Origin of the sequence: Bordetella genomosp. 8 (genome assembly GCF_002119685.1) — a bacterium.
Taxonomy (GTDB): Bacteria; Pseudomonadota; Gammaproteobacteria; order Burkholderiales; family Burkholderiaceae_B; genus Bordetella_C.
Window position 1 is genome coordinate 3254068 of record NZ_CP021108.1, and the last position, 24889, is coordinate 3278956.

The 24889-nt window shown below is 68.3% G+C and carries 22 protein-coding genes; 8 read left to right on the forward strand and 14 right to left on the reverse strand.

Annotated features, from left to right (window positions below; translation table 11 throughout):
* The first annotated feature begins 110 nt into the window (after nucleotides 1-110).
* The 5 genes from CAL12_RS14830 (at nucleotide 111) to CAL12_RS14850 (ending at nucleotide 7347) form a co-directional block, all read left to right on the forward strand.
* Entirely contained in the window at nucleotides 111-1550 is a 1440-nt protein-coding gene (locus tag CAL12_RS14830; protein WP_086065195.1) for an FAD-binding oxidoreductase, read from the forward strand.
* A 43-nt stretch (nucleotides 1551-1593) separates the two neighbouring features.
* Nucleotides 1594-2961, forward strand: coding sequence for an adenylosuccinate lyase (gene purB / locus CAL12_RS14835; protein WP_086065197.1), 1368 nt, complete (start codon nucleotides 1594-1596; stop codon nucleotides 2959-2961).
* A 27-nt stretch (nucleotides 2962-2988) separates the two neighbouring features.
* Nucleotides 2989-4011, forward strand: coding sequence for a Bug family tripartite tricarboxylate transporter substrate binding protein (locus CAL12_RS14840; protein ID WP_232464521.1), 1023 nt, complete (start codon nucleotides 2989-2991; stop codon nucleotides 4009-4011).
* 22 nt (nucleotides 4012-4033) lie between these two features.
* Complete coding sequence (locus CAL12_RS14845; protein ID WP_086065199.1) at nucleotides 4034-4900, forward strand: sulfurtransferase; 867 nt, start codon at nucleotides 4034-4036, stop codon at nucleotides 4898-4900.
* 95 nt (nucleotides 4901-4995) lie between these two features.
* Nucleotides 4996-7347, forward strand: a complete 2352-nt coding sequence (locus CAL12_RS14850) for a molybdopterin guanine dinucleotide-containing S/N-oxide reductase (RefSeq protein WP_086065202.1) — start codon at nucleotides 4996-4998, stop codon at nucleotides 7345-7347.
* On the opposite strand, the gene CAL12_RS14855 is transcribed toward CAL12_RS14850, so the two are convergent.
* On the reverse strand, nucleotides 7244-7990 hold the full coding sequence (locus tag CAL12_RS14855; protein WP_198298248.1) for a TetR/AcrR family transcriptional regulator: 747 nt from the start codon (nucleotides 7988-7990) through the stop codon (nucleotides 7244-7246). The genes CAL12_RS14850 and CAL12_RS14855 overlap by 104 nt on opposite strands.
* Before the next feature lie 211 nt (nucleotides 7991-8201).
* Between CAL12_RS14855 and CAL12_RS14860 the strand changes: the two genes are divergently transcribed.
* From CAL12_RS14860 to CAL12_RS14870, 3 genes are read left to right on the forward strand one after another with little or no spacing between them, the layout of a single operon-like run.
* Nucleotides 8202-8975, forward strand: a complete 774-nt coding sequence (locus tag CAL12_RS14860; protein ID WP_086065206.1) for an enoyl-CoA hydratase/isomerase family protein — start codon at nucleotides 8202-8204, stop codon at nucleotides 8973-8975.
* A 1-nt stretch (nucleotide 8976) separates the two neighbouring features.
* Nucleotides 8977-10260 (forward strand): CaiB/BaiF CoA transferase family protein, encoded by a 1284-nt coding sequence (locus CAL12_RS14865; RefSeq protein ID WP_086065208.1) that lies wholly within the window; start codon nucleotides 8977-8979, stop codon nucleotides 10258-10260.
* Nucleotides 10261-10285: 25 nt separating this feature from the next.
* Nucleotides 10286-11272, forward strand: coding sequence for a tripartite tricarboxylate transporter substrate binding protein (locus CAL12_RS14870; protein WP_157793004.1), 987 nt, complete (start codon nucleotides 10286-10288; stop codon nucleotides 11270-11272).
* Between the two features lie 2 nt (nucleotides 11273-11274).
* Here CAL12_RS14870 and fahA read toward each other — a convergent pair whose 3' ends face one another.
* From fahA to CAL12_RS14935, 13 genes are all read right to left on the reverse strand, one after another.
* On the reverse strand, nucleotides 11275-12594 hold the full coding sequence (fahA, locus tag CAL12_RS14875) for a fumarylacetoacetase (RefSeq protein ID WP_086065212.1): 1320 nt from the start codon (nucleotides 12592-12594) through the stop codon (nucleotides 11275-11277).
* A gap of 107 nt (nucleotides 12595-12701) precedes the next feature.
* Entirely contained in the window at nucleotides 12702-13031 is a 330-nt protein-coding gene (locus CAL12_RS14880) for a cytochrome C oxidase subunit IV family protein (RefSeq protein ID WP_086065214.1), read from the reverse strand.
* Nucleotides 13028-13660, reverse strand: a complete 633-nt coding sequence (locus tag CAL12_RS14885) for a cytochrome c oxidase subunit 3 (RefSeq protein WP_157793005.1) — start codon at nucleotides 13658-13660, stop codon at nucleotides 13028-13030. Before CAL12_RS14885 ends, CAL12_RS14880 begins: the two co-directional genes overlap by 4 nt.
* The gene (gene ctaD / locus CAL12_RS14890; protein ID WP_086065219.1) at nucleotides 13660-15315 is read right to left on the reverse strand and encodes a cytochrome c oxidase subunit I; all 1656 of its coding nucleotides are present in this window, start codon (nucleotides 15313-15315) and stop codon (nucleotides 13660-13662) included. Before ctaD ends, CAL12_RS14885 begins: the two co-directional genes overlap by 1 nt.
* Nucleotides 15312-16283, reverse strand: coding sequence for a cytochrome c oxidase subunit II (gene coxB / locus CAL12_RS14895; RefSeq protein WP_086065222.1), 972 nt, complete (start codon nucleotides 16281-16283; stop codon nucleotides 15312-15314). Before coxB ends, ctaD begins: the two co-directional genes overlap by 4 nt.
* A complete protein-coding gene (locus CAL12_RS14900) occupies nucleotides 16280-17086 on the reverse strand; it encodes an SCO family protein (protein ID WP_086065224.1) in 807 nt (268 codons plus the stop codon). The genes coxB and CAL12_RS14900 overlap by 4 nt, the downstream gene beginning before the upstream one ends.
* Complete coding sequence (locus CAL12_RS14905) at nucleotides 17083-17412, reverse strand: hypothetical protein (protein WP_086065227.1); 330 nt, start codon at nucleotides 17410-17412, stop codon at nucleotides 17083-17085. Before CAL12_RS14905 ends, CAL12_RS14900 begins: the two co-directional genes overlap by 4 nt.
* Nucleotides 17405-18544 (reverse strand): hypothetical protein, encoded by a 1140-nt coding sequence (locus tag CAL12_RS14910; protein WP_157793006.1) that lies wholly within the window; start codon nucleotides 18542-18544, stop codon nucleotides 17405-17407. The genes CAL12_RS14905 and CAL12_RS14910 overlap by 8 nt, the downstream gene beginning before the upstream one ends.
* A complete protein-coding gene (locus CAL12_RS14915) occupies nucleotides 18541-19305 on the reverse strand; it encodes a c-type cytochrome (RefSeq protein WP_086065232.1) in 765 nt (254 codons plus the stop codon). Before CAL12_RS14915 ends, CAL12_RS14910 begins: the two co-directional genes overlap by 4 nt.
* Complete coding sequence (locus CAL12_RS14920) at nucleotides 19302-19850, reverse strand: DUF3341 domain-containing protein (RefSeq protein WP_086065234.1); 549 nt, start codon at nucleotides 19848-19850, stop codon at nucleotides 19302-19304. The genes CAL12_RS14915 and CAL12_RS14920 overlap by 4 nt, the downstream gene beginning before the upstream one ends.
* On the reverse strand, nucleotides 19847-21271 hold the full coding sequence (nrfD, locus tag CAL12_RS14925) for an NrfD/PsrC family molybdoenzyme membrane anchor subunit (protein WP_232464523.1): 1425 nt from the start codon (nucleotides 21269-21271) through the stop codon (nucleotides 19847-19849). Before nrfD ends, CAL12_RS14920 begins: the two co-directional genes overlap by 4 nt.
* Nucleotides 21261-24254, reverse strand: a complete 2994-nt coding sequence (locus tag CAL12_RS14930) for a 4Fe-4S dicluster domain-containing protein (protein ID WP_232464524.1) — start codon at nucleotides 24252-24254, stop codon at nucleotides 21261-21263. Before CAL12_RS14930 ends, nrfD begins: the two co-directional genes overlap by 11 nt.
* Nucleotides 24233-24883, reverse strand: a complete 651-nt coding sequence (locus CAL12_RS14935) for a cytochrome c3 family protein (protein ID WP_086067898.1) — start codon at nucleotides 24881-24883, stop codon at nucleotides 24233-24235. Before CAL12_RS14935 ends, CAL12_RS14930 begins: the two co-directional genes overlap by 22 nt.
* Between the last annotated feature and the right edge of the window lie 6 nt (nucleotides 24884-24889).

The window sequence follows — 24889 nt, forward strand, 5'->3', positions numbered from 1 at the left end:
TAACCAATGAAACGACAGTGCGGTATCGCTACGATCGCCCTGTACGCATCAGGAGACAAGTATCGCTTGCAGCGGGGCCCGAGCGGCCTGCGGCAAGCGAGACACCCGCCATGGCCGAACAACCTTCTTCCCTGCTGGCCGCCCTGGCGGCCGTCGTGGGCGATGCCCACGTCCTGACCACGGCGGCCGATACCGCCCCTTTTGTCGCGGAGTGGCGTGGCCATTATCCCGGCATCGCGCGGGCCGTCGTCCGGCCGGCCGACACCGGGCAGGTCGCGGCGGTCGTGCGCCTCTGCGCGCAGGCCGGCGTGCCGCTGGTGCCGCAGGGCGGCAACACGGGCCTGGTGGGCGGCTCCACGCCCGACGAGTCCGGCAGCGAAATCGTCATCAGCCTGGGCCGCATGGCGGCCGTGCGCAACGTCGATCCCGCGGGCAACAGCATGACGCTGGAAGCCGGCTGCACCATACTCGCCGCGCAACAGGCCGCGGCCGAATACCGCCGGCTGTTTCCCCTTTCCCTGGCTTCCGAAGGCAGCGCGACCATAGGCGGCGCGCTGTCGACGAACGCCGGCGGCGAGCAGGTGCTGCGCTACGGCAATACGCGCGACCTGGCGCTGGGGTTGGAGGTCGTGCTCGCCGATGGCCGCGTCCTGGACGCGTTGACCACGCTGCGCAAGGACAACACCGGCTACGACCTCAAGCAGCTTTTCATCGGCGCCGAAGGCACGCTGGGGATCGTCACCGCCGCCGCGTTCAAGCTCTACGCCATGCCGCGGCAGACGGTCACCGGCTGGGTGGCGCTGCCCGGGCCGCAAGCGGCGGTCGACCTGCTGGCGATGCTGACCGACGCGGTGGGCGAGCGCGTGACGGCTTTCGAACTGCTGGGGCGCGAAGCGCTGGACCAGGTCCTGGCCCACGCGACCGCCGGCATGCGCGATCCGCTGGAAGGCGGCTATCCCTGGGCCGTGCTGTTCGACGTATCCGAGACCTCGGCCGCCCTGGACCCGACCGGGCCGGTGGAAGACGTCCTGGCACGCGCGCTCGAACAGGGGCTGGCCACCGATGCGGCCTTGGCGGCATCCGGCCGCCAGGCGCAGGAATTCTGGGCCTTGCGCGAACACGTGCCGGAAGCGCAGCGACTGCACGGCCCGTCGATCAAGCACGATATCTCCGTACCCGTCACGGCCATACCGGCCTTCATCGACGCCGCGGACGCGGCCCTGCGCGACGCCGTGCCAGGCATACGCATCGTCTGCTTCGGCCACGTCGGCGACGGCAATCTTCATTACAACCAGAGCAAGCCCGCCGGCATGGCCGACGCGGCGTTTCGCGCGCGTGCGCCGGAGATCCACGACATCGTCCACGGCATCGCCGCGCGCATGAACGGGTCCATATCCGCCGAGCACGGCATAGGCCGTCTCAAGCAGGACGCCTTCCTGCGGCACAAGTCGCCGGTGGCCGTCGATCTGATGGCCCGCGTGAAGGCCGCGCTCGATCCCCAGGGCCTCTTCAACCCCGGCCGGGTCCTGCCCGCCACGCGCCAGGCCTGATGCTTTCCCGCCCTTTCCAACTTCTTTTTCCTTGAGGTCGACGATGCCAGTTTCAGTATTCGACATGCAATCGCTCCAGCATCTGTGGAGCACGGATGAACTAAGGGCGATCTTCTCCGAGGAGAATCGCGTGCAGAAATGGCTGGACTTCGAAGCCGCCCTGGCGGCTGCGCAGGCCGAGCTGGGCATCATCCCGGCAGCCGCCGCGCGGGAGATCGCCGAAAAAGCCAAGGTGCAGAACATCGACATCGGCAAGATGTCCGCGGAGATCCGCCGGATCAAGCATGCGCTGGTGCCGGCGCTCAGGCAGCTGCAGGCCTGCTGCAGCGCGGAGAACGGCGAATGGGTGCACTACGGCGCCACCACCCAGGACGTGGTCGATACCGGCGTGGCGTTGCAGCTGAAGGAAGTCCATGCGGTGGTGCTGCGCGACGTGCAGGCGGTCGGCAGGGAACTGGCGCGACTGGCGCGCACGCACCGCGACACCCCCATGGTCGGCCGCACCCACGGCGTGCAGGCGCTGCCCATCACCTTCGGCCACAAATGCGCCGTGTGGCTGGACGAGATGGGCCGGCACCACCAGCGTCTGAAGGAATGCGAATCGCGCGTGCTGGTCGGCATGGTGGTGGGCGCGGTGGGCAGCCAGGCATCGCTGGGCGAACAGGCCGCCGAGGTCGAAGCGCGCACGCTGCGCAAGCTCGGCCTGGCCGCGCCGTCCATCAGTTGGGCTTCGGCGCGCGACCGCTTCACCGAATACGCCAACCTGCTGGCCATGATAGGCGCCACGCTGTCCAAGATCGGCAACGAACTCTTCAATATGCAGCGCAACGAGATCGCCGAGGTCGAGGAGGCCTTCTCCGACGGCAAGCTGGGCTCGTCGACCATGCCGCACAAGCGCAATCCGACCTCGGCCGAAAACCTCGCGGCGCTCTCGCGTCCGCTGCGCTACAGCGCGACCCTGATGCTGGAGGGCATGGTGCAGGAAGGCGAGCGCGACGGCATCGCCTGGAAGATGGAATGGAAGGCCATGCCCGAGTGCTGCATCATCGCGGGGGCCATGCTGTTCCAGGCGAAGAACCTGTTGGCCGGATTGCGGGTCGACGAAGCGGGCATGGCCCGGAACCTGGAGCTGATGCGCGGCTATCTCTTGTCCGAACGGGTCATGCTCGAATTGAGCAATCGGGTCGGCAAGCAGACCGCGCATGAATGGATATACGAAGCGTCCATGCACGGCATCACGCACAAGCAGGATTTCGCCGACGCCATGCGCCAGCACAAGGGGCTGTCCGGCCTGCTGGGCGAAGATGAAATCCGTCGCCTTACCGATCCAGCGGGCTACCTGGGCCAGTGCGGCGCGTCCGTGGACCGGATGCTGGAACAGCAGGAAGCAGCGGGCTGGCTGCGGGCCTGACATAAAACATAAAGAGGAGACGACACCATGGACGAGGATCATCCGGCCTTATCACCGGCCCGAAGGCGCCTGCTGGTGAGCGGCGCGCTGGGGGCCGCGGGCATGCTCGGCGCGGGCATTTCCGTGTCGCGCGCCAACGCGGCGGCGACCGCCTTCCCTGAACGGCCGATCACGCTGGCTGTCGGGTTCCCGCCCGGCGGAGGCGGCGACCTGTACGGCCGCCTCATCGCCACCGCCATGGGCCGCACGCTGAAGCAGACCGTCGTGGTCGAGAACAAGGCCGGCGCGGGCGGCAACATCGCGGCCGGGCTGGTCGCCAAGTCGCCGCCGGACGGCTACACCATCCTGCTCGCGATGAGCGGCAACCTGGCGGTGTCGCCGGCGTTGAAGCCCGCGAGCCTGCCCTACAAGGTGCCTGACGATTTCGCGCCCATCGGCCTGATCCTGGAAGCCCCGCACGGCCTGTTCGTCGCGCCGAACGCGAAGTACAAGACCGCCCGCGAATTGCTGGCGGCGGCGAAGACCAAGGAAATGACCTTCGCCTCCACGGGCGCCGGCGGCGCCGCGCACATCGGCATGGAACGCGTCAAGGAGCTCGGCAAGCTGAAACTGCTGCACATTCCCTACCGGGGCTCCGGGCCGGCCATCACCGACCTGCTGGGCGGCCAGGTGGACATGTTCTTCGCCACCGCGTCGCCGCTGATGCCGCAGGTACGCCAGGGCGCGCTGCGCCTGCTTGCAGTGTCCGGCGAAGACCGCAATCCCAGCCTGCCCGACGTGCCCACCTTCAAGGAGCTGGGCGTGGATATGACCCTGACGCAGTGGTACGGCCTGGCCGCTCCGGCCGGCACGCCGCCGGATGTCCTGCGCATACTGTCGGCCCATCTGAGCAAGGCCCTGGCCGATCCGCAGGTGCGCGAGGTCATCCGCCGCGACGCCGCGGTCGAGCGCGATCTGCCGCTGGATCGGTTCACCGCCTATATCGACCGCGACATCGCGCAATACCGTAGCGTCGCCACCCCCGACCTGTTGAAGCAGATCGGCGCATAGCGCCGCGAAGGATAGTGGACCCATGCCATTCGATACCCTGATCTCCGCCCAGGACCTGGCCACGTTGCAGGCGCGGAGCGATGCTCGCCTGCTCGTCGTCGACTGCCGCTTCGACCTGATGGACCCGAACGCGGGAATCCAGGCCTACCAACGCGCCCATCTGCCCGGCGCGCACTATCTGCATCTGGAGCACGACCTGAGCGGCGCCGTCACCGGCCGCAACGGCCGGCACCCGCTGCCCGACCGCGCGGCCCTGGCCGGGCGCCTGGCGGCGCTGGGCATGAATGGCGACACCCAGCTCGTGGCCTATGACGACGCCGGCGGCATGTATGCGGCACGCCTGTGGTGGCTGGCGCGCTGGCTGGGCCATCGGGACGTCGCCGTGCTGGATGGCGGCGTGGCCGCGTGGACGGCCGCCGGCCTGCCCATGACCGGCGCGGCCACGGCCGTGCCGCCCACGCCCGGCAATCTGCGCGCCGGCACGCCGCTGGTGGGCACCGTGTCGCACCAGGATGTGCGCGACAACCTGCGCACGCGCGAACGGCTGGTGGTCGATGCCCGCGCGCCCGATCGCTTCCGCGGCGAAAACGAAACCATCGATCCCGTGGGCGGCCACATCCCTGGGGCGCGCAACCGGCTGTTCCGCGACAACCTCGATGCCACGGGACGTTTCCGTGCGCCGGACGAACTGCGCGGCGCCTTCGCCGCATTGCTGGGCGGACGCCGGCCGGACCGGTTGATCAGCCAATGCGGCTCCGGCGTCACCGCCTGCCATAACCTCCTGTCCATGGAAATCGCCGGCCTGGCGGGCGCCGCGCTGTATCCTGGCTCCTGGAGCGAATGGTGCGTGCAGGATGGCGCGCCCGTCGCCACCGGTCACGCCGAATGAACGCCCCGATGGAACACCGATGGAACACCGATCGAACACCGATCGAACATCGATTGGACGACGATGGAATCCGCCCGAACACCGTTTGAACGCCGATGAAACCTGACTCCCCATCCGATCCTTCCCTGGCCACGATGCGGCCGCACAGCGCACACTGGGGCGTGTTCCAGGCTGCCTGGCGGGATGGCGCCCTGGCCGTGCGCCCGCACCCCGGCGACCCCGATCCGAATCCGCTGATCGACAACCTGACCGATGCCGTGGGCCATCGCGCGCGCGTCACCACGCCCATGGTGCGGCGTGGCTGGCTGGAGCGCGGTCCAGGACCCGACGACCGTCGCGGGCGCGACGACTTCGTCGCCATGCCTTGGGACGAAGTGCTGGACCGCCTGGCCGCCGAGCTCGTGCGCGTGCGCGACCGCCATGGCCCGGAGGCGGTGTTCGGCGGCTCCTATGGGTGGTCCAGCGCCGGCCGCTTCCACCATGCGCAGAGCCAGGTCCACCGGTTCCTGAACACCGCGCTGGGCGGGTATGTCCGTTCGGTCAACAGCTATAGCGCCGGCGCCTCGGCGGTCATCCTGCCGCACATCCTGGGCAGCATGGACGACGTGGCGCGTCGCAACGTCACGTGGGAGCAGGTCGTCGCGCACACCGACGTGGTGCTGTCGTTCGGCGGCATGGCCTTGAAGAACTCGCGCGTGGCCAGCGGCGGCATCAGCCGCCACATCGAGCGCGAGTCGATGGCCCGCGCCGCGGCGCGCGGCTGCCGCTTCGTCTCGATCAGCCCGCTGCGCGGCGACATGCCGCTGGAGTCGCGCGCCGAATGGCTGGCCATCGTGCCGGGCACGGACACCGCCCTGATGCTGGCGCTGGCGTACGTGCTGGCCACCGAAGGGTTGCACGACCGCGGATTCCTGGCGGAGTTCTGCGACGGCTGGGAGACCTTCGAAGCCTATCTGCTGGGACGCGCCGATGGCGTGCCCAAGACGCCCGCATGGGCGGCGCCCATCTGCGGCCTGCCCGCCGACGCCATCCAAGACCTGGCGCGATCGTTGGCCGGCAAGCGCGTGCTGGTCACCGTTGCCCATGCGCTGCAACGCGCCGAACACGGCGAACAGCCGGTATGGATGGGCGCGGTGCTGGCCGCCATGCTGGGCCAGATCGGCCTGCCGGGCGGTGGCTATGCCTATGCGCTGGGTACCCTGGCGCATTACGGCAAGCGCATGAACGCGGTGCCCATCGCCGCCTTGCCGCAGGGCACCAACGGGGTAAAGGCCTTCATTCCGGTGGCGCGCATCGCCGACATGCTGCTGCATCCCGGCGAGCCGTTCGACTACAACGGCAAGCGCCACGCCTATCCGCATATCCGGCTGGCCTACTGGGCCGGCGGCAATCCTTTCCATCACCACCAGGACCTGGGACGCCTGGCGCGGGCATTCCGCACGCTGGATACCTTCGTCGTGCACGAACTGGGCTGGACGGCCACGGCGCGCCATGCGGATATCGTGCTGCCCTGCACGATGACTGTGGAACGCGAGGATATCGGCGCCGCGCCGACCGATCCGCTGATGGTGGCCATGCACAGGATCGCGCCGCCGCATGGCCAGGCGCGCGACGATTACGACATCTTCACCGACCTGTCCGAACGCCTGGGCACCCGCCAGGCCTACACCGAAGGCCGCACCAGCGGCCAGTGGCTGCGCCATCTGTACGAACGCACGCGCGCCGCGCTGCAGGAGCGGGGCCTGGATGCGCCCGACTTCGACACCTTCTGGGCGCGCGGCGAACTCGTGCTGCCCCAGCAGGACGATGACGGCGGCATCCTGCGCGCCTTCCGCGACGATCCGGCGGGAAAACCGCTGCCCACGCCCAGCGGCCGCATACAGATAGCGTCGCCCGTGGTGGCGGGCTTCGGCTACACGGATTGTCCCGGGCACCCCGCATGGCTGCCCGCCAGCGACGCACCCAGCGCGGACCATCCGCTTTACCTGGTGGCCAACCAGCCGGCGACCCGCCTGCACAGCCAACTGGATTTCGGTGCCCACAGCGCCGCCAACAAGCGCCGCGGGCGCGAAGTCTGCACCATGCATCCGGACGACGCGCAGGCCAGGGGCATACGCGAAGGAGACATCGTCGAGCTCTACAACGAACGCGGTCGCTGCCTGGCCTGCGTCACGCTCAGCGATGGCGTGCGGCCCGGCGTGGTCCGGCTGCCCACCGGCGCCTGGTACGACCCGGCGCCGGAACCGGACGCTTCGTCACTTCCCTTCTGCATGCACGGCAATCCCAATGTGCTGACGCGCGACGTGGGCACGTCGGCGCTGGCGCAGGGCTGCACGGGGCAGCTTACCGCCGTGCAGGCCCGCCGCTACGATGGGCCGACGCCGCCGGTGCGCGCTTACGACCCGCCGCCCGCGGCCACTCGGCAGTTACCGCAAGCCGCGTCATGATATCGCCAGCATGCCGGGGGCCGGCGGCGATGCCGCTCAACAGCAGCGACATCGAGAAGTGGATCACCTGCTCGACGTCCACCGGCCTGTCCTCGGCATTCATGCGGTCGCCGATGATCAGCGTCGCCAGGCCGTGCTCGACCGACCAGGCCGCGTGGGTCACCAGCGTCATGTCGGCCGCGGTCCAGCCGTGGTCGCGCGCATAGTCGCGCACCGACGCCGCGAATAGCTCGAAGGATTCGTTGCTGGCTTCGGCCAGCTCCGCATACTCGGTCTTGCCCAGTATGCGCGGCCCTATCATCAGGTCGAACAGGCCTTTGTGGTCCTGCGCGAAGCGGACGTAGATGCGCATCATCTCGTAGGCGCGCGCCAGGCTGCCTTCCACCTGCGCCAGGGCCTGCCTGCGCAGCACGATCAGGTCGCGAAAGCCGCTGGCGGCGATGGCCGCCAACAGGCCCTTCTTGCCGTCGAAATGGCGTGACGGCGCGGCCTCGGACACGCCCACCGCCCGCGCCAGCTGCCGCAGGCTCATGTCGTGGACGCCGGCGGTCTCCAGCTCGCGCCGCGCCTCGGCGATCAGGGCGCTGCGCAGGTCTCCGTGATGATAGGGCGCCGGCGCGGCGCTGCTGCTCTTCTTTGCCAACTGGGCGTTCCTCTGTCTGACCATCGCTCGACTGTAATCCGCGCTGCATTTTATCCACGGCCGCGATCGCCCGCATTGCGCGGGCCCGCGTACTTACCCTGACTTGCAGCTCAAGTTAACGGTGTTATCATCCGCCATAGTTAATGCTGTTAACTTTAAAACGCCGGCGGCCCGCGACCCTGCATGGCCCACCGCCACCCGGAGACACCGTATGGAAGATATCGTCCACAGGGAAGTACGCGGCAACGTCGCCGTGCTGACCATGAATTACCGTCCCTACAACCTGTCCGGCCCGACGCTGAGCGGCGCGCTGATGGCCAGGCTGCGCGAGGCGGTCGACCAGGGCCAGCGCGCCGTGCTGCTGCGCAGCGGCCTGCGCCATTTCTCCGCCGGCGCGGACGTCGACCTGTTCGACGAACGCATCGAACGCGAAGGGCGCGCGCGCCTCGACCCGATCGAGGTGCTGAGCACGTTCGAAACCCTGCCCATCCCCATCGTCGTCGCCGTGCATGGCGTCTGCCTGGGCGGCGGACTGGAACTGGCGCTGGCCTGCGACTACATCGTCGCCGCGCAGTCGGCCAAGATCGGCTCCGTCGAAGTCGCCCTGGGCTTGCATCCCCTGATGGGCGGCATCCAGCGCCAGGTGCAGCGCCTGGGCATGGCGCGCGCCAAGGAGATGTCCATGCTGGGCCGCCGCTACGACGCCGCCACGCTGGAGCGCTGGGGCCTGATCAACCTGGTGGTCGCCGACGACGAACTCGAATCGGCATCGCTGGCCATCGCGCAGGAACTGGCCAACGGCCCCACCGTCGCCCACGCCGCCACCAAGCGGCTGGCGCTGATCGCTGCCAACGACGGCGTCGAAGCGGCCGATCGCGCCATGTTCGAGGAACAGAAAGGCATATGGGCCTCGCAAGACCTGAAGGAAGGCCTGAAGTCCTTCCGCGCCAACGGCCCCGGGCTGGCCATCTTCGAGGGGAAATGACATGACGGGTCCACTCTCCGGCCTGAAGGTCGTCGATTTTTCACGCGTGCTGGCCGGCCCCCTGTGCGGCCGCACGCTGGCCGACCTGGGCGCCGACGTGATCAAGATCGAGCCGCCGCGCCCCGACGTGTCGCGCGGCGCGGTGCCGTCGGGCAGCGGCATGTCCGGCTACTACGCGCAGCAGAACATCGGCAAACGCAACATCAGCGTCGATCTGAACGTGCCGGGCGCGTCCGAGCTGATCGCGCGCCTGTGCGACGACGCCGACATCGTGGTGGAGAACTTCCGCGCCGGCACGCTCAAGTTCTTCGGCTTGGACTACGCCTCGCTGTCGAAACGCAATCCTCGCCTGATCTACGTATCGATCACCGGCTACGGCCAGGGCGGTCCGTGGGCGTCGCGCATGGCCTATGCCCCGACGGTGCAGGCCGAATCCGGCTTCACCCACCATTCGCTGCGCCACTTCGGCGCCAACCTGGCGCAGGCGCAGACCGACGCGCTGTCGCATGCCGACGTGTATGCCGGCCTGCAGGCCACCATCGCGGTGCTGGCCGCCCTGGCCAAGCGCGAAAAGACGGGACGCGGGCAATACATCGATGTCGCCATGGCGGCGGTCCTGCTGTCGACCAACGAACGGGCGCACCTGGATATCGAGGGCGTGGATACGGGCGCCGAACCCGGCATACTCGGGGCGACCGACGGCCCCTTCTTCACTGGCCCCGGCGGCGAACGCTTCGTCGCGGCGCAGAGCCTGGTCGGCAGCCTGACCTTTCCGAACTATCTGCGCGCCATGCGCCGCCCGGACCTGGCGCGGGACCCGCGGTTCGCCACGCCGGAGCTGCGCCGGCAGAACTATGGGGAGCTGCACGCCCTGATACAGACCTGGATCCTGACCTTCCGCGACCTGGGGGCGCTCGACGCCCAGCTGGACGAATCCAAGATCGCCATCGGACAGGTGCGTTCGACCAAGGAACTGTGCGAATCCGAATGGGGCGAGTACTGGGGCGCCGTGCGTACCGTCTCCGACCGCCGGGGCGGCCGCTACAAGCTGCATGGCCATCCCTGGCGGTTTTCCGACGACGACCTGCCGGCCGAACCGCGCGAGCCGGCCTTCCGCGGCGAACACAATGCCGAAGTGCTGGCGATGATGGGCATGAGCGATGGCCAGATACGCGAATACGCCCGGCGCGGCATGTTCGTGGCCGACCCGACGCTGTCCCCATCGCCGCCTCCCATGCCGCCGGACGCACCGGTCCGGCTGGTACAAGGCGCCAAGGCCGCATAAAACAATGACACTGGAGGAGACAACCATGATGAAGCAAACGATGCGGGCCACCCTGGCCGCCCTGGCCGTTGCAGGCGCCCTCGCGGCCCAGGCCAGCCAACCCGCGGCCGCCGCCGATGCCCCGCACTGCGCCGCCATCCGGCTCTACGTGCCCTACGCGGCGGGCGGCGGCACCGACGTCTCGGCGCGCCTGATCGGCAGCAAGCTGGGCGCCGAACTGAAGATCCCGGTCATCATCGAAAACCGCCCTGGCGCGAAATCGGTCATCGCCTACCAGGCCCTGCTGCGCGACCCGCCCGATGGCTGCGCCTATCTGTACGACAATTCCTCGCACAGCCTGCAGGCGGTGTACAAAGGCCTGCCCTACGACCCGGCCAAGGACTTCCGGCCCGTCGCGATGGTGGCCACCGCGCCCAATGTCTTCGTCGTCAACCCCGCCTTCCCGGCCAAGACCATGAAGGAGTTCATCGCCTATGCCAAGGCCCATCCCGGCAAGGTGACCTACGCGTCGTTCGGCGTGGGCAGTACGTCCCACCTGAGCGGCGAAGTCCTGAACTCCGCCGCCGGCATCAACATGGTCCATGTGCCGTATCGCGGCTCGGCGCCCGCCGTGGCGGACCTGATGGGCGGCAATGTGCAGGCCATTTTCGTCGACCCGTTGACGGCCAAGCCGCTGATGGATACCGGCAAGGTGCGCGGGCTGGCCGTGATCGGCGCGCAGCGCGTGCCGTCCTCGCCCGACCTGCCTTCCATGGGGGAACTCGGCATCGAAGACCTGTCCGTGCCGGGCTGGTGGGGCGTGTTCGCCAGGACCGGCGTTCCCGATGCCGTCATCCAGGATATGTCGCAACGCCTGGCACGCATCGCCGCCGACCCGGAGGTGAAGGAAAAAATGGCGGCCCTGGGCGCGCAGGCCTATTCCGGCACCACCGCCGATTTCGCCGCGACCATCGCCAAGGACGCCGCGCGCTGGCAGAAAGTCGTGCGGGAAAGAAACCTGGTGCTGGAGTAGCGTCAGGGCCCGCGATCGGTGGCGCGCGGAACGATCTCGCCTTCGCACACGCCGAAGCCGATGCCGGCATAACCCTCGCGTTCGCAGCGGCCCCGCAGCGCGAGCACGTCGCCGTCTTCCAGGTATCCCCGCGACTCGCCGTTTTCCAGGCGTAGCGGCATGGTGCCGTTGGCGGTGCGCTCCAGCAGGCAGCCGCTATCGACGACATCCGCGCCCGATACCGTACCGCTGGATATCAGGTCGCCGGGCCGCAGATTGCAGCCATTGCTGGCGTGATGCGTCAGCATCTGGAACAGCGTCCAGTACTGGTCCGCGAAACCGGGCCTGGCGATCACTTCCGCCGCCCTGCCCTGGCGCCGCATCGCCGCAGTCGACAAGGACACTTGCAACTGGATGCGGATGGCGCCGTCGGCGGCATGGCTGGCGGACGTCAAGGCCGGGCTGATCGCCGGCTCGTCGGCCGCGCGCGCCGGCGGCGCGGTGCGAAACGGCGCCAGCGCCTCCAGCGTCACGACCCAGGGCGACACGCTGGTCATGAAGCTCTTCGCCAGGAAGGGCCCGAGCGGCAGAGCCTCCCAGCGCTGCATGTCGCGCGCCGACCAGTCATTGACCAGGCACAAGCCGTAGACCTGGCTCGCCGATTCGTCCAGCGCAACCGGCACGCCCAGCGCGTTGCCCGGACCGACGAAGCAAGCAATCTCGGCCTCGAAATCCAGCGCAGCGGACGGCCGATAGACAGCGCCCGCCGCGTCCGGCCCGGTCTGGCCGCTGGGCCGCACGCAATCGGTGCCGCTCACCACCAGGGACGACGCACGGCCGTGGTAGGCGATGGGCAGATGGCGGAAATTCGGCGCCAGTTCGCCGCCGGGACGCATGGCCCGCGCCGCGCGGGTGGCGTGATGGACGGACGTATAGAAATCGGTGAAATCGCCCACGGCCGCCGGCAGTTGCATGCGCGCGTCGGACATCGGCAGCAGGCATTCCCCCGCCCGTGCCGGGGTCGGGTTGCGCGTCGACAGAAGTTCGAAGACCGCGCGCCGCAACCGCGAGCTGGCCCCCTGTCCCAAGGCCATCAGGGCGTTCAGCCGGGGCTCGCGGATGGCGTTGGCGGTGGCATCGTCGACGTCCAGCAGCCCCCGGTCGCGCGTGGCCGCCAGGTCGAGCACGCAATCGCCGATCGCGACGCCGATGCGTGGCGCCGAGTTGTCCCGGGTCGCGTAGACCCCCAGGGGCAGGTTCTGCAACGGAAAATCCGTACCGGGCCGGTTCGCGCTGTCGACCCAGCTGCGGCGGTCGGGATCATGGGTCTGGTTCAGTTGCATGGCGGGCTCCCCGCCATCGGACGCCCCGGCGTCGATGGATGGCGGACGAGCAATGATAACACCGTTAACTTCAAAGCGGAACGCCGGCGCCTGACGTCGTCGGCCCGCTAGGAGGCGACGGCCGGCGGGCGGCCGGACTTGCCGTCCCGCGTGTAGAAATCCACGCCGCTCAAGGCGAACATGACCACCAGCATCGCCACGGCGACGATGCACACCATGCGCGGCACGGCATAAGGACTGGCCAGGTGCATGAAGAACACCCCGATCAGGATGGCCTTGATCGCGGCGATCAGGATATTGATCGCCATATTGGCGGGACCCAGCGGAATATAGGCGGTGGCCACGGTCAGCACGACGCACAACACCAGCGCCAGCCAGACCGCGGCCACCCGCCACATCCGTCGCCGCAGTTCCGCATCGATCGCGCGTTCCGTCACGATGCCCTCCCCGCCAGGTAAAGGATGGGAAACAGGAACACCCACACCACGTCGACGAAGTGCCAATACAGCGCCACGGTTTCCAGGCGGCGCATGACCGGGACGGCGGCCATGCTGCTGGCCTGGCGCGCGACGAGCAGCACCAGGCAGATGCCGATGGCCAGATGAATGGCATGCAGTCCCGTGGCGAAAAAGTACAGGAAGAAGAACAGGCGCCCGCCGTCCGCATCCGGCATGTCGGCCGGATGGAAAGACGCATCCGGCCACAGTCCTTCATGCACGTCCTTGCCGTACTCGTAGCCTTTGATGAGCAGGAAGGCGGCGCCCAGCGCGGCCGTGACCCACAACAGGCGGCGTGCCAGCCGCCCCGCGCCGCTGCGCTGGCATTCCGTGGCCAGGGCAATGGCGGCGCTGCTGCTCAGCAGGACGACGGTATTCAGCGTGCCGAGCAGCACGTCGGTGTGCCGGGCGGCCGAGGCGAACGCCTGCGGCATATGCAGCCGCCCGACGGCGTAGCCCAGGAAGACGGGACCGAAGAACATGAGTTCGGTCGCCAGGAATACCCACATCCCCAGCCGGGCCTGGTAGGCGCGCAGCGTATCCGGCGCATCCAGCGTGACGTCGTTCATCACGCGTCCCGTCCCGCATAGTCGTAGACGTCGTGCTCGCCGTTGGGCGGAGCGTCGAAGTTCTTCTTGGGCGGCGGCGACCGCGTCTGCCATTCCAGGCCGCTGGCCCCCCACGGATTCGCGCCGGCCGGGCGCCCGTGAAACCAGGACCACAACAGATAGCAGAATGGCAGCAGATAGCCGACCGCGAGCACCGCCGCGCCGGTGGAGGACAGGATATTCAACACCTGGAACTCGGGTGGATAGGTATGGTAACGGCGCGGCATGCCGTCGTAGCCCAGGATGTACTGCGGAAAGAACGTCAGGTTGAAGCCGACGAAGATGGTGATGGCGGCGATGCGCCCCAGGGTTTCGGGATACAGCCGCCCGCTGATCTTCGGCCACCAGAAATGCACGGCGCCCAGATAGGCCATGACGGCGCCCCCCACCATGATGTAGTGGAAATGGGCCACCACGAAATACGTATCGGTGACGTGTACATCGATGGCGAGCGTGGCCAGGAAGAGCCCTGTCAGGCCGCCCAGCATGAACAGGCCCACGAAACCCAGGGCATACAACATGGGCGCGCTGAAGGTGATCGTTCCCTTGTACAGGGTCGCCGTCCAGTTGAACACCTTGATGGCGGAAGGCACCGCGACCATGAAGCTCAGCAGCGAGAACGTCATGTTGGCATACACCGACTGTCCGCTGACGAACATATGGTGGCCCCACACCAGGAAGCCGATGACGGCGATGCTCAGGATGGCGTAGGCCATGCTGCGATAAGCGAAGATGCGCCGGCGCGTGAAACAGGGAATGATTTCGCTCACGACGCCCATCGCCGGCAACACCATGATGTAGACGGCCGGGTGCGAGTAGAACCAGAACAGGTGCTGGAACAGCAAGGGGTCCCCGCCCAGCTGCGGGTCGAAGAAGCCGATGCCGAACACGCGCTCCGCCGCCAGCAGCAGCAAGGTGATGGCGAGCACCGGCGTCGCCAGCACCAGGATGATGCTGGTGGCATAGTTGGCCCACACGAACAGGGGCATGCGGAACCAGCCCATGCCCGGCGCGCGCATGGTGTGGACGGTGACGATGATGTTCAGGCCCGTCAGGATGGACGAGAACCCGACGATGAACACCCCGAACAGCGTGACCACTACATTGCTGTGCGAGAACATCGTCGAAAACGGCGTGTAGAAGGTCCATCCGGTATCCACCCCACCCAGTACCAATGCGCCCAGCGTGAAGAGCCCGCCTACCGCATACAGATACCAGCTCAGCAGGTTCAACCGCGGGAAGGCGATGTCTTCCGCCCCCACCATGATGGGAACCAGGAAGTTGCCCAGCACCGATGGAATGGACGGGATCAGGAACATCCACACCATGATGACGCCATGCGCGGTGAACAGCTTGTTGTAGGTATCCGCGCTGACCAGGTCGGCCTGGGGCGTCACCAGTTCCAGGCGTATCAGGGCCGCCGCGGCGCCGCCCAGGGCGAAAAAGGCGGTGATGCTGATGGCGTACAGGATCGCCACGCGCTTGTGGTCGTCGGTCAGCAGCCAGGAACGCAGGCTGTAGCCGTCGGTCAGGTAATTGCGCGGGGCGGGCGCAGATCCGCGCGGCGCGGCGCGCGCGGCGGCGCCCGGCGTGGGGGAAGTCGTGGATTCGCTCATCGCGTCTGTGCCTCTTTGGGACGATCGGACTTCAGGTACGCGACCAGCGCCATGAGATCCGGTTCGCTGAACTGGCCGGCGAAGGATGGCATGATGGGCGCGTAGCCCGCCACGACGTCCTTGCGCGGCTCGACGATGGAATCGCGGATGTAGTTTTCATCGGCGACCACCATCCGGCCGTCCTGCAGGAAGACGCGGCGGCTGAAGAGGTGGTCCAGGTCCGGCGCGTGGACGGTGGAGCGTGCATCGTGGCAGCCGGCGCAGCCATGTTCACGGAACAGCTGGTAGCCGCGCTGGATCAGGCCCGGGCCATCCTTGCCGCGCGCCAGCCATTGCGAAAACTGTTCGGGCGGCATGGCGACGATCCCGCCGCCCATCGTCGCGTGATCGGTACCGCAGAATTCGGCGCACAGCAGATGGTAGGTACCCGCGCGCGTGGCGGTGAACCAGATGCTGGTGTAGCGGCCCGGCAGCACGTCCTGCTTGATGCGGAACTCGGGCACATAAAAGCTATGGATGACGTCCTGCGAACTCATCAGCAGCCGCACCGGCTGGCCCACCGGAACGTGCAATTCATCGATCTCGCGCGCGCCGTTGGCGTGCTGTATTTGCCAGACCCATTGCTTGGCGACCACGTACACCGGCATGGCGTCGGCCGGCGGCCGCGTCAGGGTGGCATAGTCGTAGGCGCCCCACGCGAACAGGCCGATAAAGGCCAGCAGCGGCGCGATCGTCCAGGTCCATTCCAGCCCGTTGGCATGGTCGGGGGCGTTATCGCGGCGCGCGCTGGAACCCTTGCGGTAGCGGATGCAGAACACGACGGCCACGACGGTGATCAGCAGCGCCATCAAGGTCGAGACGCCCAGCAGCGTGAAGAACAAGGCATCCGTGCGCCCGGCGATGGAGGACGCCTCCGTGGGCATCAAGGCGACGCCCGCGCCGTGGTAAAGCGGCGGCGTGCCGTTCATGCGTGGGGCCTCCGGACGTTGCGGCGGCGCAGCCAGAGCAAGCCGGCGAGCAAGGCGGCCAGCGCGCCCAGGCCAGCCGCACGCGCCATCGCCATCGCGGCGACGCTGTAGCGGCCCGTGGCCGGATCGTAGTGGGAACACAGGAGCACCAGTTGGTCGGCCAGGCCCCCGACCTTGCCGCCGGCCGCCTCCACCAGCGCCAGCCGCACGTCTCGCGCACTGAAGTCCAGCCCCAGGAAATAGCGCGAGATTCGTCCGCCAGGCGTCAGGATGACGAAGCCCGCCGGATGATAGAACTGGCCGGTATCCGCATCACGCCGATAAGGAAAGCCGACGGCGTCGGCCAGCGCCGCGATGGCCGGCGGCGATGCGGTCAGCAGATGAAGAGCCGGCGTGCCGCCAGCCGCGCCGGCATCCATCAGGCCACGGTAATACCCATACTTGCGCGCCGCGTCCGCCGGCGTTTCGCTGGGATCGATGCTGACCGAGACGACGGTGAACGGCACGCCAATGCCCCGCACGCGCTCCAGGACGGCGTCCATCAGCGTCGAACACAACATCGGGCAATGGTAGTAGCCCAGCACCAGGATGACGGGCCACTTGCCCAGGTAGTCGGCCATGTCCACGGCGCGCCCTTCCTGGTCGCGCAGGCCCTGGACGAGCGGGATCGCGCGGCCCGGATGCTGCTGAAAAGCCAGCGCCGTCGCATCCGGGGGCGCTCCGGCGGCGGCCGGCCGGGTCAGGCACAGCGCCGCGCACAGCCCCAGGGAACATGCAAGACCGAGCGCACGAAATGGCGTCATGGGCGAGCTCCTTCCGCCACTGCCCGCATGGCTTCCTCGACGGGGATGCGCGCGATACCGGCGCCGCGATCGATCCACGCATAGCTGTCCGTCAACGTGCGCTTGCCCTCCAGGTATTGCGCCATACTGGCCTGCGGGCGCGTTTCCAGCATGGGGCCGGCGATCCAGCCTCGGGGCGAGCCCGCGCTGCCTGGATGGCGGTTCTCGTCCCATCGCGATGCCAGCAGCATGGCCGCCGTCACGGCCAGCACCAGCACCGCGAGCCCGGCCAGGCCGATGCGAACGACACGCCGCACGTCGATGCCATCACGCAAGGCCTCACGCATGGGCTTGCTCCCGCGCGTCCGGCGCCGCGCCATGGATCACGGTGGGAAACAGCACGGCCGCGGCGCGGACGATCAGGCCCATGCCGGCGATCAGAAGCAACAGCATCCACGCCGCATGCCAGCTGACCGGGCCGTCTGGCGGATGCCCTTTCGATGCCGCCCCTGCCGAAGGGAATACCCACCACACGGTTTCGCAGGCGGAGGCGGCCAGCAGCAAGGCCGCCAGCGCGCGCAGGCACACCGCCGATCGCTTGAACGTGCGAAACAGCAGGACGACCAGAGGCACCGCGAAACCGAAGACGGCCAGCAGAATGGCCATCCAGGCCCACCCACCCTGGCGCGCCACGTACCAGGAGATTTCCGCGGGCAGGTTTTCCGCCCAGATGATCTGGAACTGCGTGAAGGCCAGATAGGTCCACGTCAATACATACATCATCAGCAGGTTGCCCAGGTCGCCGCGCAAGGGCGCCGGCGCGTGCCGCGCGCCCGCCCATGCGCCGGCCGCCATCGCCGCCTTGAGCTGCGCCACCAGGACGACGAAGCCGAACGCCGTCGAATACCACGCCGGCGTGAGCGACATCAACAGGTCCACGGCGACCAGGCTGATGGTGAATGCATATGCGATCAGGCCCGCGGCGGCATAACCCTGCCGTCGGGACGACTTGCTACCCGCGCCATCGACCCGCGCCAGCACGCTCCATAGCACGACGCAGGCAATGACGCGCAAGGCCATGCCCGGCGAGCTGAACCACAGTTGCCGGAACGCTGGCTCCTTGGCCGTGTCCACCCAGTCCGCTCGCGCCCAGGGGTACAGCGGCTGCTGCCAGACCAGCACGGGCAGCACCAGCAGGCCCACCGCGGGCAAGGCGGCGCGCAGGGCGTTCAACGCCGCGCCAACCGGGGCGATCCAGTTGCCGCCGGTCAGGCGGTGCAGCCACAAGGTCGCCTGCGCGCCCAGCGCCAGGCCGGCCCAGAACCACCACGCGGCCAGCCACGCCGCCAGGAAGCCGCGCGCATCCAGCAAGGCCCCAAGGGCCGCCACCGCCAGCAGCACGGCGCCCGCCGCCAGCGGCGCCACGCCTTGTCGCTTGATCGACTGCATGTGTGGAATGCGCGGATATCGTCGGTTCATTGAGAGCCCCCTGCCCTTGCGTTACGACCACCCGCGCCGGACGCGCTCCCGCCCGGAGTTCCCGGTTCGCTGCCGGCATCGCCGGCCCGGCCGCCGGGCGACCCGCCCGGCGCCGTCGCGGCGAGGCCGGCTTGCGCGCGTTGCCGCACGTCGGCCGGCAGGTCCGCCACGGCGGCATGCTGGCTGAGCTGCAAGGCGCGCACGAAGGCGACGATGGCCCAGCGATCCTCCGGGCGTATGCGATTACCGTAGGACGCCATGACGCCATAACCATTGCTGATGACGTCGTAGATGTGCCGGTCAGGCACCTGACGCAAGCGGTCGCTGTGATACGTGGGTGGCGCCGGAAATCCGCGCTCGACGATACGGCCATCGCCGTCGCCGGCCGGACTGTGGCACGGCAGGCAGTACACGCCGTACAGCGTCTGCCCCTGCTTGAGCATCGCCGGCGTGACCGGCGCGGGCATCGCGTCGGCCACCTGCGCCCGCGCGTCGCGGGCCACCTGTTCGGTGCCTTCCCGCCCGCTGGACGTCTCGGCGAGGCTGCCCCGCGCGTAGGGCTCCGTACCGGCCGGCGGCGTGCGCGACATGGCGCCGTCCGGAAACAGCGGGCTGGCGCGATACGGCTTGCCGCGCGGCTGGTCGTACATGTTCTGGGCGGCGCGTTCGCAGCCCGCCAGCCCCACCACGAGCAAAGCTGCCGCCAGGCCGCCTCGCAGGACGACGCGCGGTCCATTCCGAAAGCCTGCGCCGCACCTCATGCCGGCACCTCCCGGATGGCGATGGGATCCGACTCCCGCAGGATCGCCCAGGCCCGGCCGTAGATCGGATCGTCCTCCGTGCATGCGTCGGGCAGCCGCACGCATAGAAAGAACCGGTCCCGGCTGGCCAGGTCGAAGTCCGGCGTCGCGAAGACGGGATGATGCAGGCGCGGCAGGCCGTTGGCCCAGAGCATCGCCACGACGGCGCAGATCGCCGCGCAGAGGATCGTCAATTCGAAGCTCACGGGGATGAACAGCGGCCAGCTGTGCAGCGGCCGCCCGCCCACGTTGATCGGATAGGACTGGGTGGCGGCATACCATTGCATGAAGTATCCGCCTGTCCCGCCAACGATCCCGCCGGCCAGCGTGGCGCAGGGGACGGCGCGGCTGCCAGCGTAGCCTACGGCCTCCGGCAGATCCGGCACCGGGAAAGGTGCGTAGGCGTCCACTTGCGGAAAGCCCCGCGCGCGCACTTCGCGCGCCGCCGCCACCAGGGCATCGGGCTGGCGAAACTCCGCCATCAGGCCGTACAACCGCGCTTTCATGGGGAGGGCCTCCCGACGGATGGCGGGCGCGCCGCCGTCCCATCATTGCCGCCTTGATCCGCGGCGGCGGCGCCGTGTTCCTCGTATTCCATCTCACGCACCTCCGCCATGGATATCATGGGCAGGAAGCGCAGGAACAGCAGGAACAGCCAGGCGAACATACCCATGGAACTGAACAGGAAAATCCAGTCCCAGGCGGTGGGCACGAACAAGCCCCAGGAGGAAGGCAGGAAATCCCGATGCGTGCTCTGCACGACGATCAGGAAACGCTCCATCCACATGCCGAGGTTGATGACGATGCTGATGACGAACAGCCATGTCGCGCTGTGCCGCACGCGCCGGCTCCACATGAGCTGCGGGATCAGGACGTTGCAGACGATGATGGCCCAGTACACCGCCGCGTATGCGCCGGTCCAGCGATCCACGGTCATCGCGATCTCGAATTCGTCGCCGCCATAGAAGGCCATGAAGGCCTCCGAGACGTAGCCGTAGGCCACCATGGCGCCCGTGGCCAGCAGCACGCGGGCCGCCAGCGCCAGGTGGCGGTCGGTGATCAGGTCGTGCAGGCGGAAGAAATGCCGCAGCGGGATCGCCAGCGTCAGCACCATCGCGAACCCGGAGTACAGCGCGCCCGCGACGAAATACGGGGGAAAGATGGTGGAGTGATAGCCGGGCGTATTGCCGATGGCGAAGTCCAGCGACACGATCGTATGCACCGACACCACCAGCGGCGTGGCGAGGCCGGCCAGCAGCAGATAGGCGCTTTCGTAGCGCGCCCAGTGGCGCGCGTCGCCGCGCCAGCCCAGCGCGAACAGGCCGTAGGCGATCTGCTTGCCGCGCGTGCGGGCACGGTCCCGCAAGGTGGCCAGGTCCGGCAGCAGGCCCACGTACCAGAACATCAGCGACACCAGCAGATAGGTGCTGATGGCGAAGATGTCCCACACCAGCGGGCTGCGCCATTGCGGCCATAGCTCCATGCGATTGGGATAAGGCAGCAACCAGTAGGCGAACCAGGGCCGCCCCAGGTGCAGGATGGGAAACAGGCCGGCGATGCTCGCCGCGAACAGCGTCATGGCCTCGGCGAATCGATTGATGGACGTGCGCCACTGCTGGCGCAGCAACAGCAACACCGCGGAGATGAACGTGCCGGCATGGCCTATCCCTATCCACCACACGAAGTTGCCCAGGGCATAGCCCCAGGCGACCGGGATGTTCACTCCCCACAATCCCACGCCCACGGTGAACAGCCATGCGCTGGCGCCCAGGAAAACCAGGGTGGCGGCGAAGGTTGCCAGGAACATGGCGCGCCAGCGCCAGTGCCGCCGCCAGCCGCCGCGCGCGCCCATGGGGCCCGCGCGACGCCGGGCCAGCACGATGCCAGAGATGCGGTCGGTGATGCTGCCGTAGGTATCAGGCATCATCCGTCTCCAGCTCGGCATCGGGATCGCGCCGCCGCGCCAGGTAGCGCGTGCGTGGCTGGGTGTTCAGTTCCTCCAGCAGCGCATAGGCGCGTGGCGAGCGGCGCGACGCATTGACACGGCTGGCCGGGTCGTTCAGGTTGCCGAAGACGATGGCCTGGGCGGGACAGACGGCCTCGCAGGCGGTCACGACTTCACCATCGCGCAGCGTGCGGTCTTCCTTCTGCGCCTGGATCCGGGCGCGGCTGATGCGCTGGACGCAATAGGTGCACTTCTCCATTACACCGCGCTGGCGCACCGTGACGTCCGGATTCTGGTGCGCGGCCGACGCTTCCGATCGATCGGAATACTGGAAAAAATTGAAGCGGCGCACCTTGTACGGGCAATTGTTGGAGCAGAAGCGCGTGCCCACGCAGCGGTTGTAGACCTGCGCGTTCAATCCCTCGGAATCATGCACCGTGGCGCCTACCGGGCACACCGGTTCGCATGGCGCTTTTTCGCAGTGCATGCAAGGCACGGGCTGGAACAGGGTTTCCTTGTCCTGCAAGTAGACGTCGACGCGTATCCAGTGCATCTCGCGTCCCCTGCGCACTTCTTCCGCACCGACCACCGGGATATTGTTCTCAGCCTGGCAGGCGACCGTGCAGGCATTGCAGCCTATGCATTTGTCCAGGTCGATCGTCATCGCCCAGGCATAGTCGGGATACTCGACCTCCGGATAGAGCGAAGGCCGGGGTTCTTCGGCCCGGTGCGGCGGCGACCGCAGGTCTTCCACGCGCACGATGTCGCGGCCATGCATGGACAGTTCGGTCTGCACCGAGGCGAAGCGGTGCGTGCGTCCGGTGCGCGCCAGGGTCACGGGCACCGTGGGCAGAGGCGCTCCCTCATCGGAAAGGGCCTGCAGCCCGTACGCATCGAAGCCGACACCGTCGCCGACGCGTCCCGCCTGGCGGCGTCCGTAGCCCAGGTGCAGGGTCAGCACGTCCGGCGCGTGTCCCGGCAGCACGTGGACCGGGCCTTCCAGCGTGGCGCCATGCGACGCCGTCAGCGTGACCACGTCGCCGGAAACCACGCCGTGCGCGCGCGCGGTTGCGGGGCACATATGGACGGCGTTGTCCCAGGTCAGCCGGGTCAAGGGCCGGGGCAGCTCCTGCAACCAGGCATTGTTGGCGAGCGCGCCGCCGCCCAGGTAGGGATCCGGCAGGAACTGCGCCACCAGCGCGTGCGGTGCGTCCGGTGCCTCCGGTGTGCTCGGCGTGCTCGGCGTGTTCGGCGTGTTCGCCGTCTCCACCGAGTCCGGCGCATGCCTGGCGACGCCCAAGCCATGCGGCATGGCGGCACCGCCGGTCATGCCCGGGCCGCGCGGCGGCGCCGCCTCATGGTCCTGGTCCACATAGCCCCGGCGCAGCGCCTGGCGCCAACGTGTGTCGAAGTCCGCCTGCCCCCAACGCGCCCGCCACGTCTCCCGCACGGCATCGTGCGCGCCGGACTCGCTGCCATCCACCAGCAGCTGCAGCAACACGTGCGGCGACACCCCCTGATGCAGCGGCGCGATCATCGGCTGCATGATCGTCGGCGTCCCATCCCAGGCCAGCGCGTCGCTCCAGCTTTCCAGCTCGTGCGCGCGCGGCACATGCCAGGCGCACGCTCGCGCCGTCTCGTCGCGATACAGCCCCATGTGCAGCGACAAGGGCACATGTCGCAGCGCATCGGCGAAGGCTTTCCGATCTGGAAAGTCATGCGCGGGGTTCGTGTCGACGATCAGCAACGTATCGACACGGCCTTCCCGCATGTCGGCGATCAAGGAACCGATGCCCGGCACGGACCGCACGGCCACTGGCATGACGGTCCGGCCGATCGCCCCCAGATGCGCGTTGATGGCCCACGCCACGGCATGGTCCTCCGGCGACAGCACGCACCCTGGCACGACGGCCACGGATCCGGCATGCGCCCGCAATTCCGCGCCCAGCCTGGCCTCCCATGCACTGCCGCCCTTCCCCGCGGGCATCGCGCCCGGCACGTCCAGGGCATGCGCCAGCCGGCGCAGCAAGGCGCCCATCGCAGCCGGCGTCATCGCCCACCGCTGGTCCGCCATGGCCCCCGTCAGGCCGGGCATGGATTCCAAGGCATACAGCCTGAGTCGCTGCGCCGCGCCGTCCGCCCCAGGGACGTCGCCGCGTCCGCGGGCGAAATCGCGTGCATAGCGGACGCCGGCGGGCGTGTCGATGAACAGATCCGCGCCCAGCGACACCACGACGCGGGCCCGGTCCAGGCGATATGCGGCCCGCGCCGGATAGCCCAGGGCGCGTCGCGCGCCCTCCTCCGCGGCCGCGTCATGCGTGGGATCGTGGCGATGCCGCCGCATGCGCGGAAAGCGGGACGCGACGGCATCCAGCTGGCGCTCCAGCGTCGGCGACGTGGTGCTCGCCGTCAGTATGCGCAAGCCCGCGCCACCGTCGGCCACGGATCGCGCAAGACTGTCGATCAACGTATCCCTGGCCGCCGGCCAATCGGCGATGGCGTCGCCGCGCATCACGCTGCGAGAGCGATCCGGGTCCCACAACTGCAGGATGGCGGCCTGCGCGCAGCCATCGGTCGCGCCGCCGCTCATGGGATGCCCAGGATTGCCTTCGATCTTGGTCGGCCGGCCCATGTGCGTTTCCACCAGCACCGGCAACGCGACACCCATGCGCGTCACCGCGCTGGCATAGAACACGGGCTCATCGCCCGGCCCGCCTTCCGGCATGTGCGCATAGGGCACGATGGCTTCGGACGGTGGCCCGCTGCAGCCCGCCGCCGCCAGGGCGCTGGACGCCGCCATCCACTTGAGCAGGTCGCGGCGCCTGGGATCGTCGGGCCCGTCGGCTGGCGGGGCTGCGTCGGAAGGACCGGCGTGGGGCGCCTTCGCGGCCGAGGGCTCGGCATCGATGCGCGCAATGTGGATGATGCGGTCGATGTCCATGGTCAGCGGTGGCAGGTCGTGCAACTGGTCAATCTTTCCTCGCTTTCGAAATGAAAGATGCGCCGCAGCGAAGCGACGTCGTCTTCCGAAAGCGCGGGCGGGTCACGCATGACGAAAACCTGGTCGGGCGGCCCGACTCTTTTGTCCGGTGCGCGGTGGCAATCCAGGCACCATTGCATTTCCAGGGGCTGGTTGCGCACGAGCTGCGGCATCTGGTCGACGCGGCCATGGCAGGTCACGCAGGCCACGCCCTTGGCGACGTGCACGCTGTGGTCGAAGTACACGAAATCCGGCAGGTCGTACACCCGATTCCAATGTATGGGTACGCCCGTGGCCGCGCTGGCGTGCAGCGGCGCCAGCACCGGTGCGTCCTTGAACAGCACCGAGTGACACGTCAGGCAGATTTCAGCCGATGGCATGCCGGCGGACGCCGACGTCTGCACGGACACATGGCAATATCGACAATCGATGCCGTCGTCGCCCACATGATGCTTGTGGCTGAACGGTATTGGCTGCGCCACGGACACGCCCGCGGCGACCGGCGCGTTCATCTGCCACACAACGACGGCGATGGTGACGGCCAGCAGCACGGCCGTCGCTATCAGGACGAGCTTGACGCAAAGGACCGCGGCTTTATCGAATACCTGACTCATCGCCCA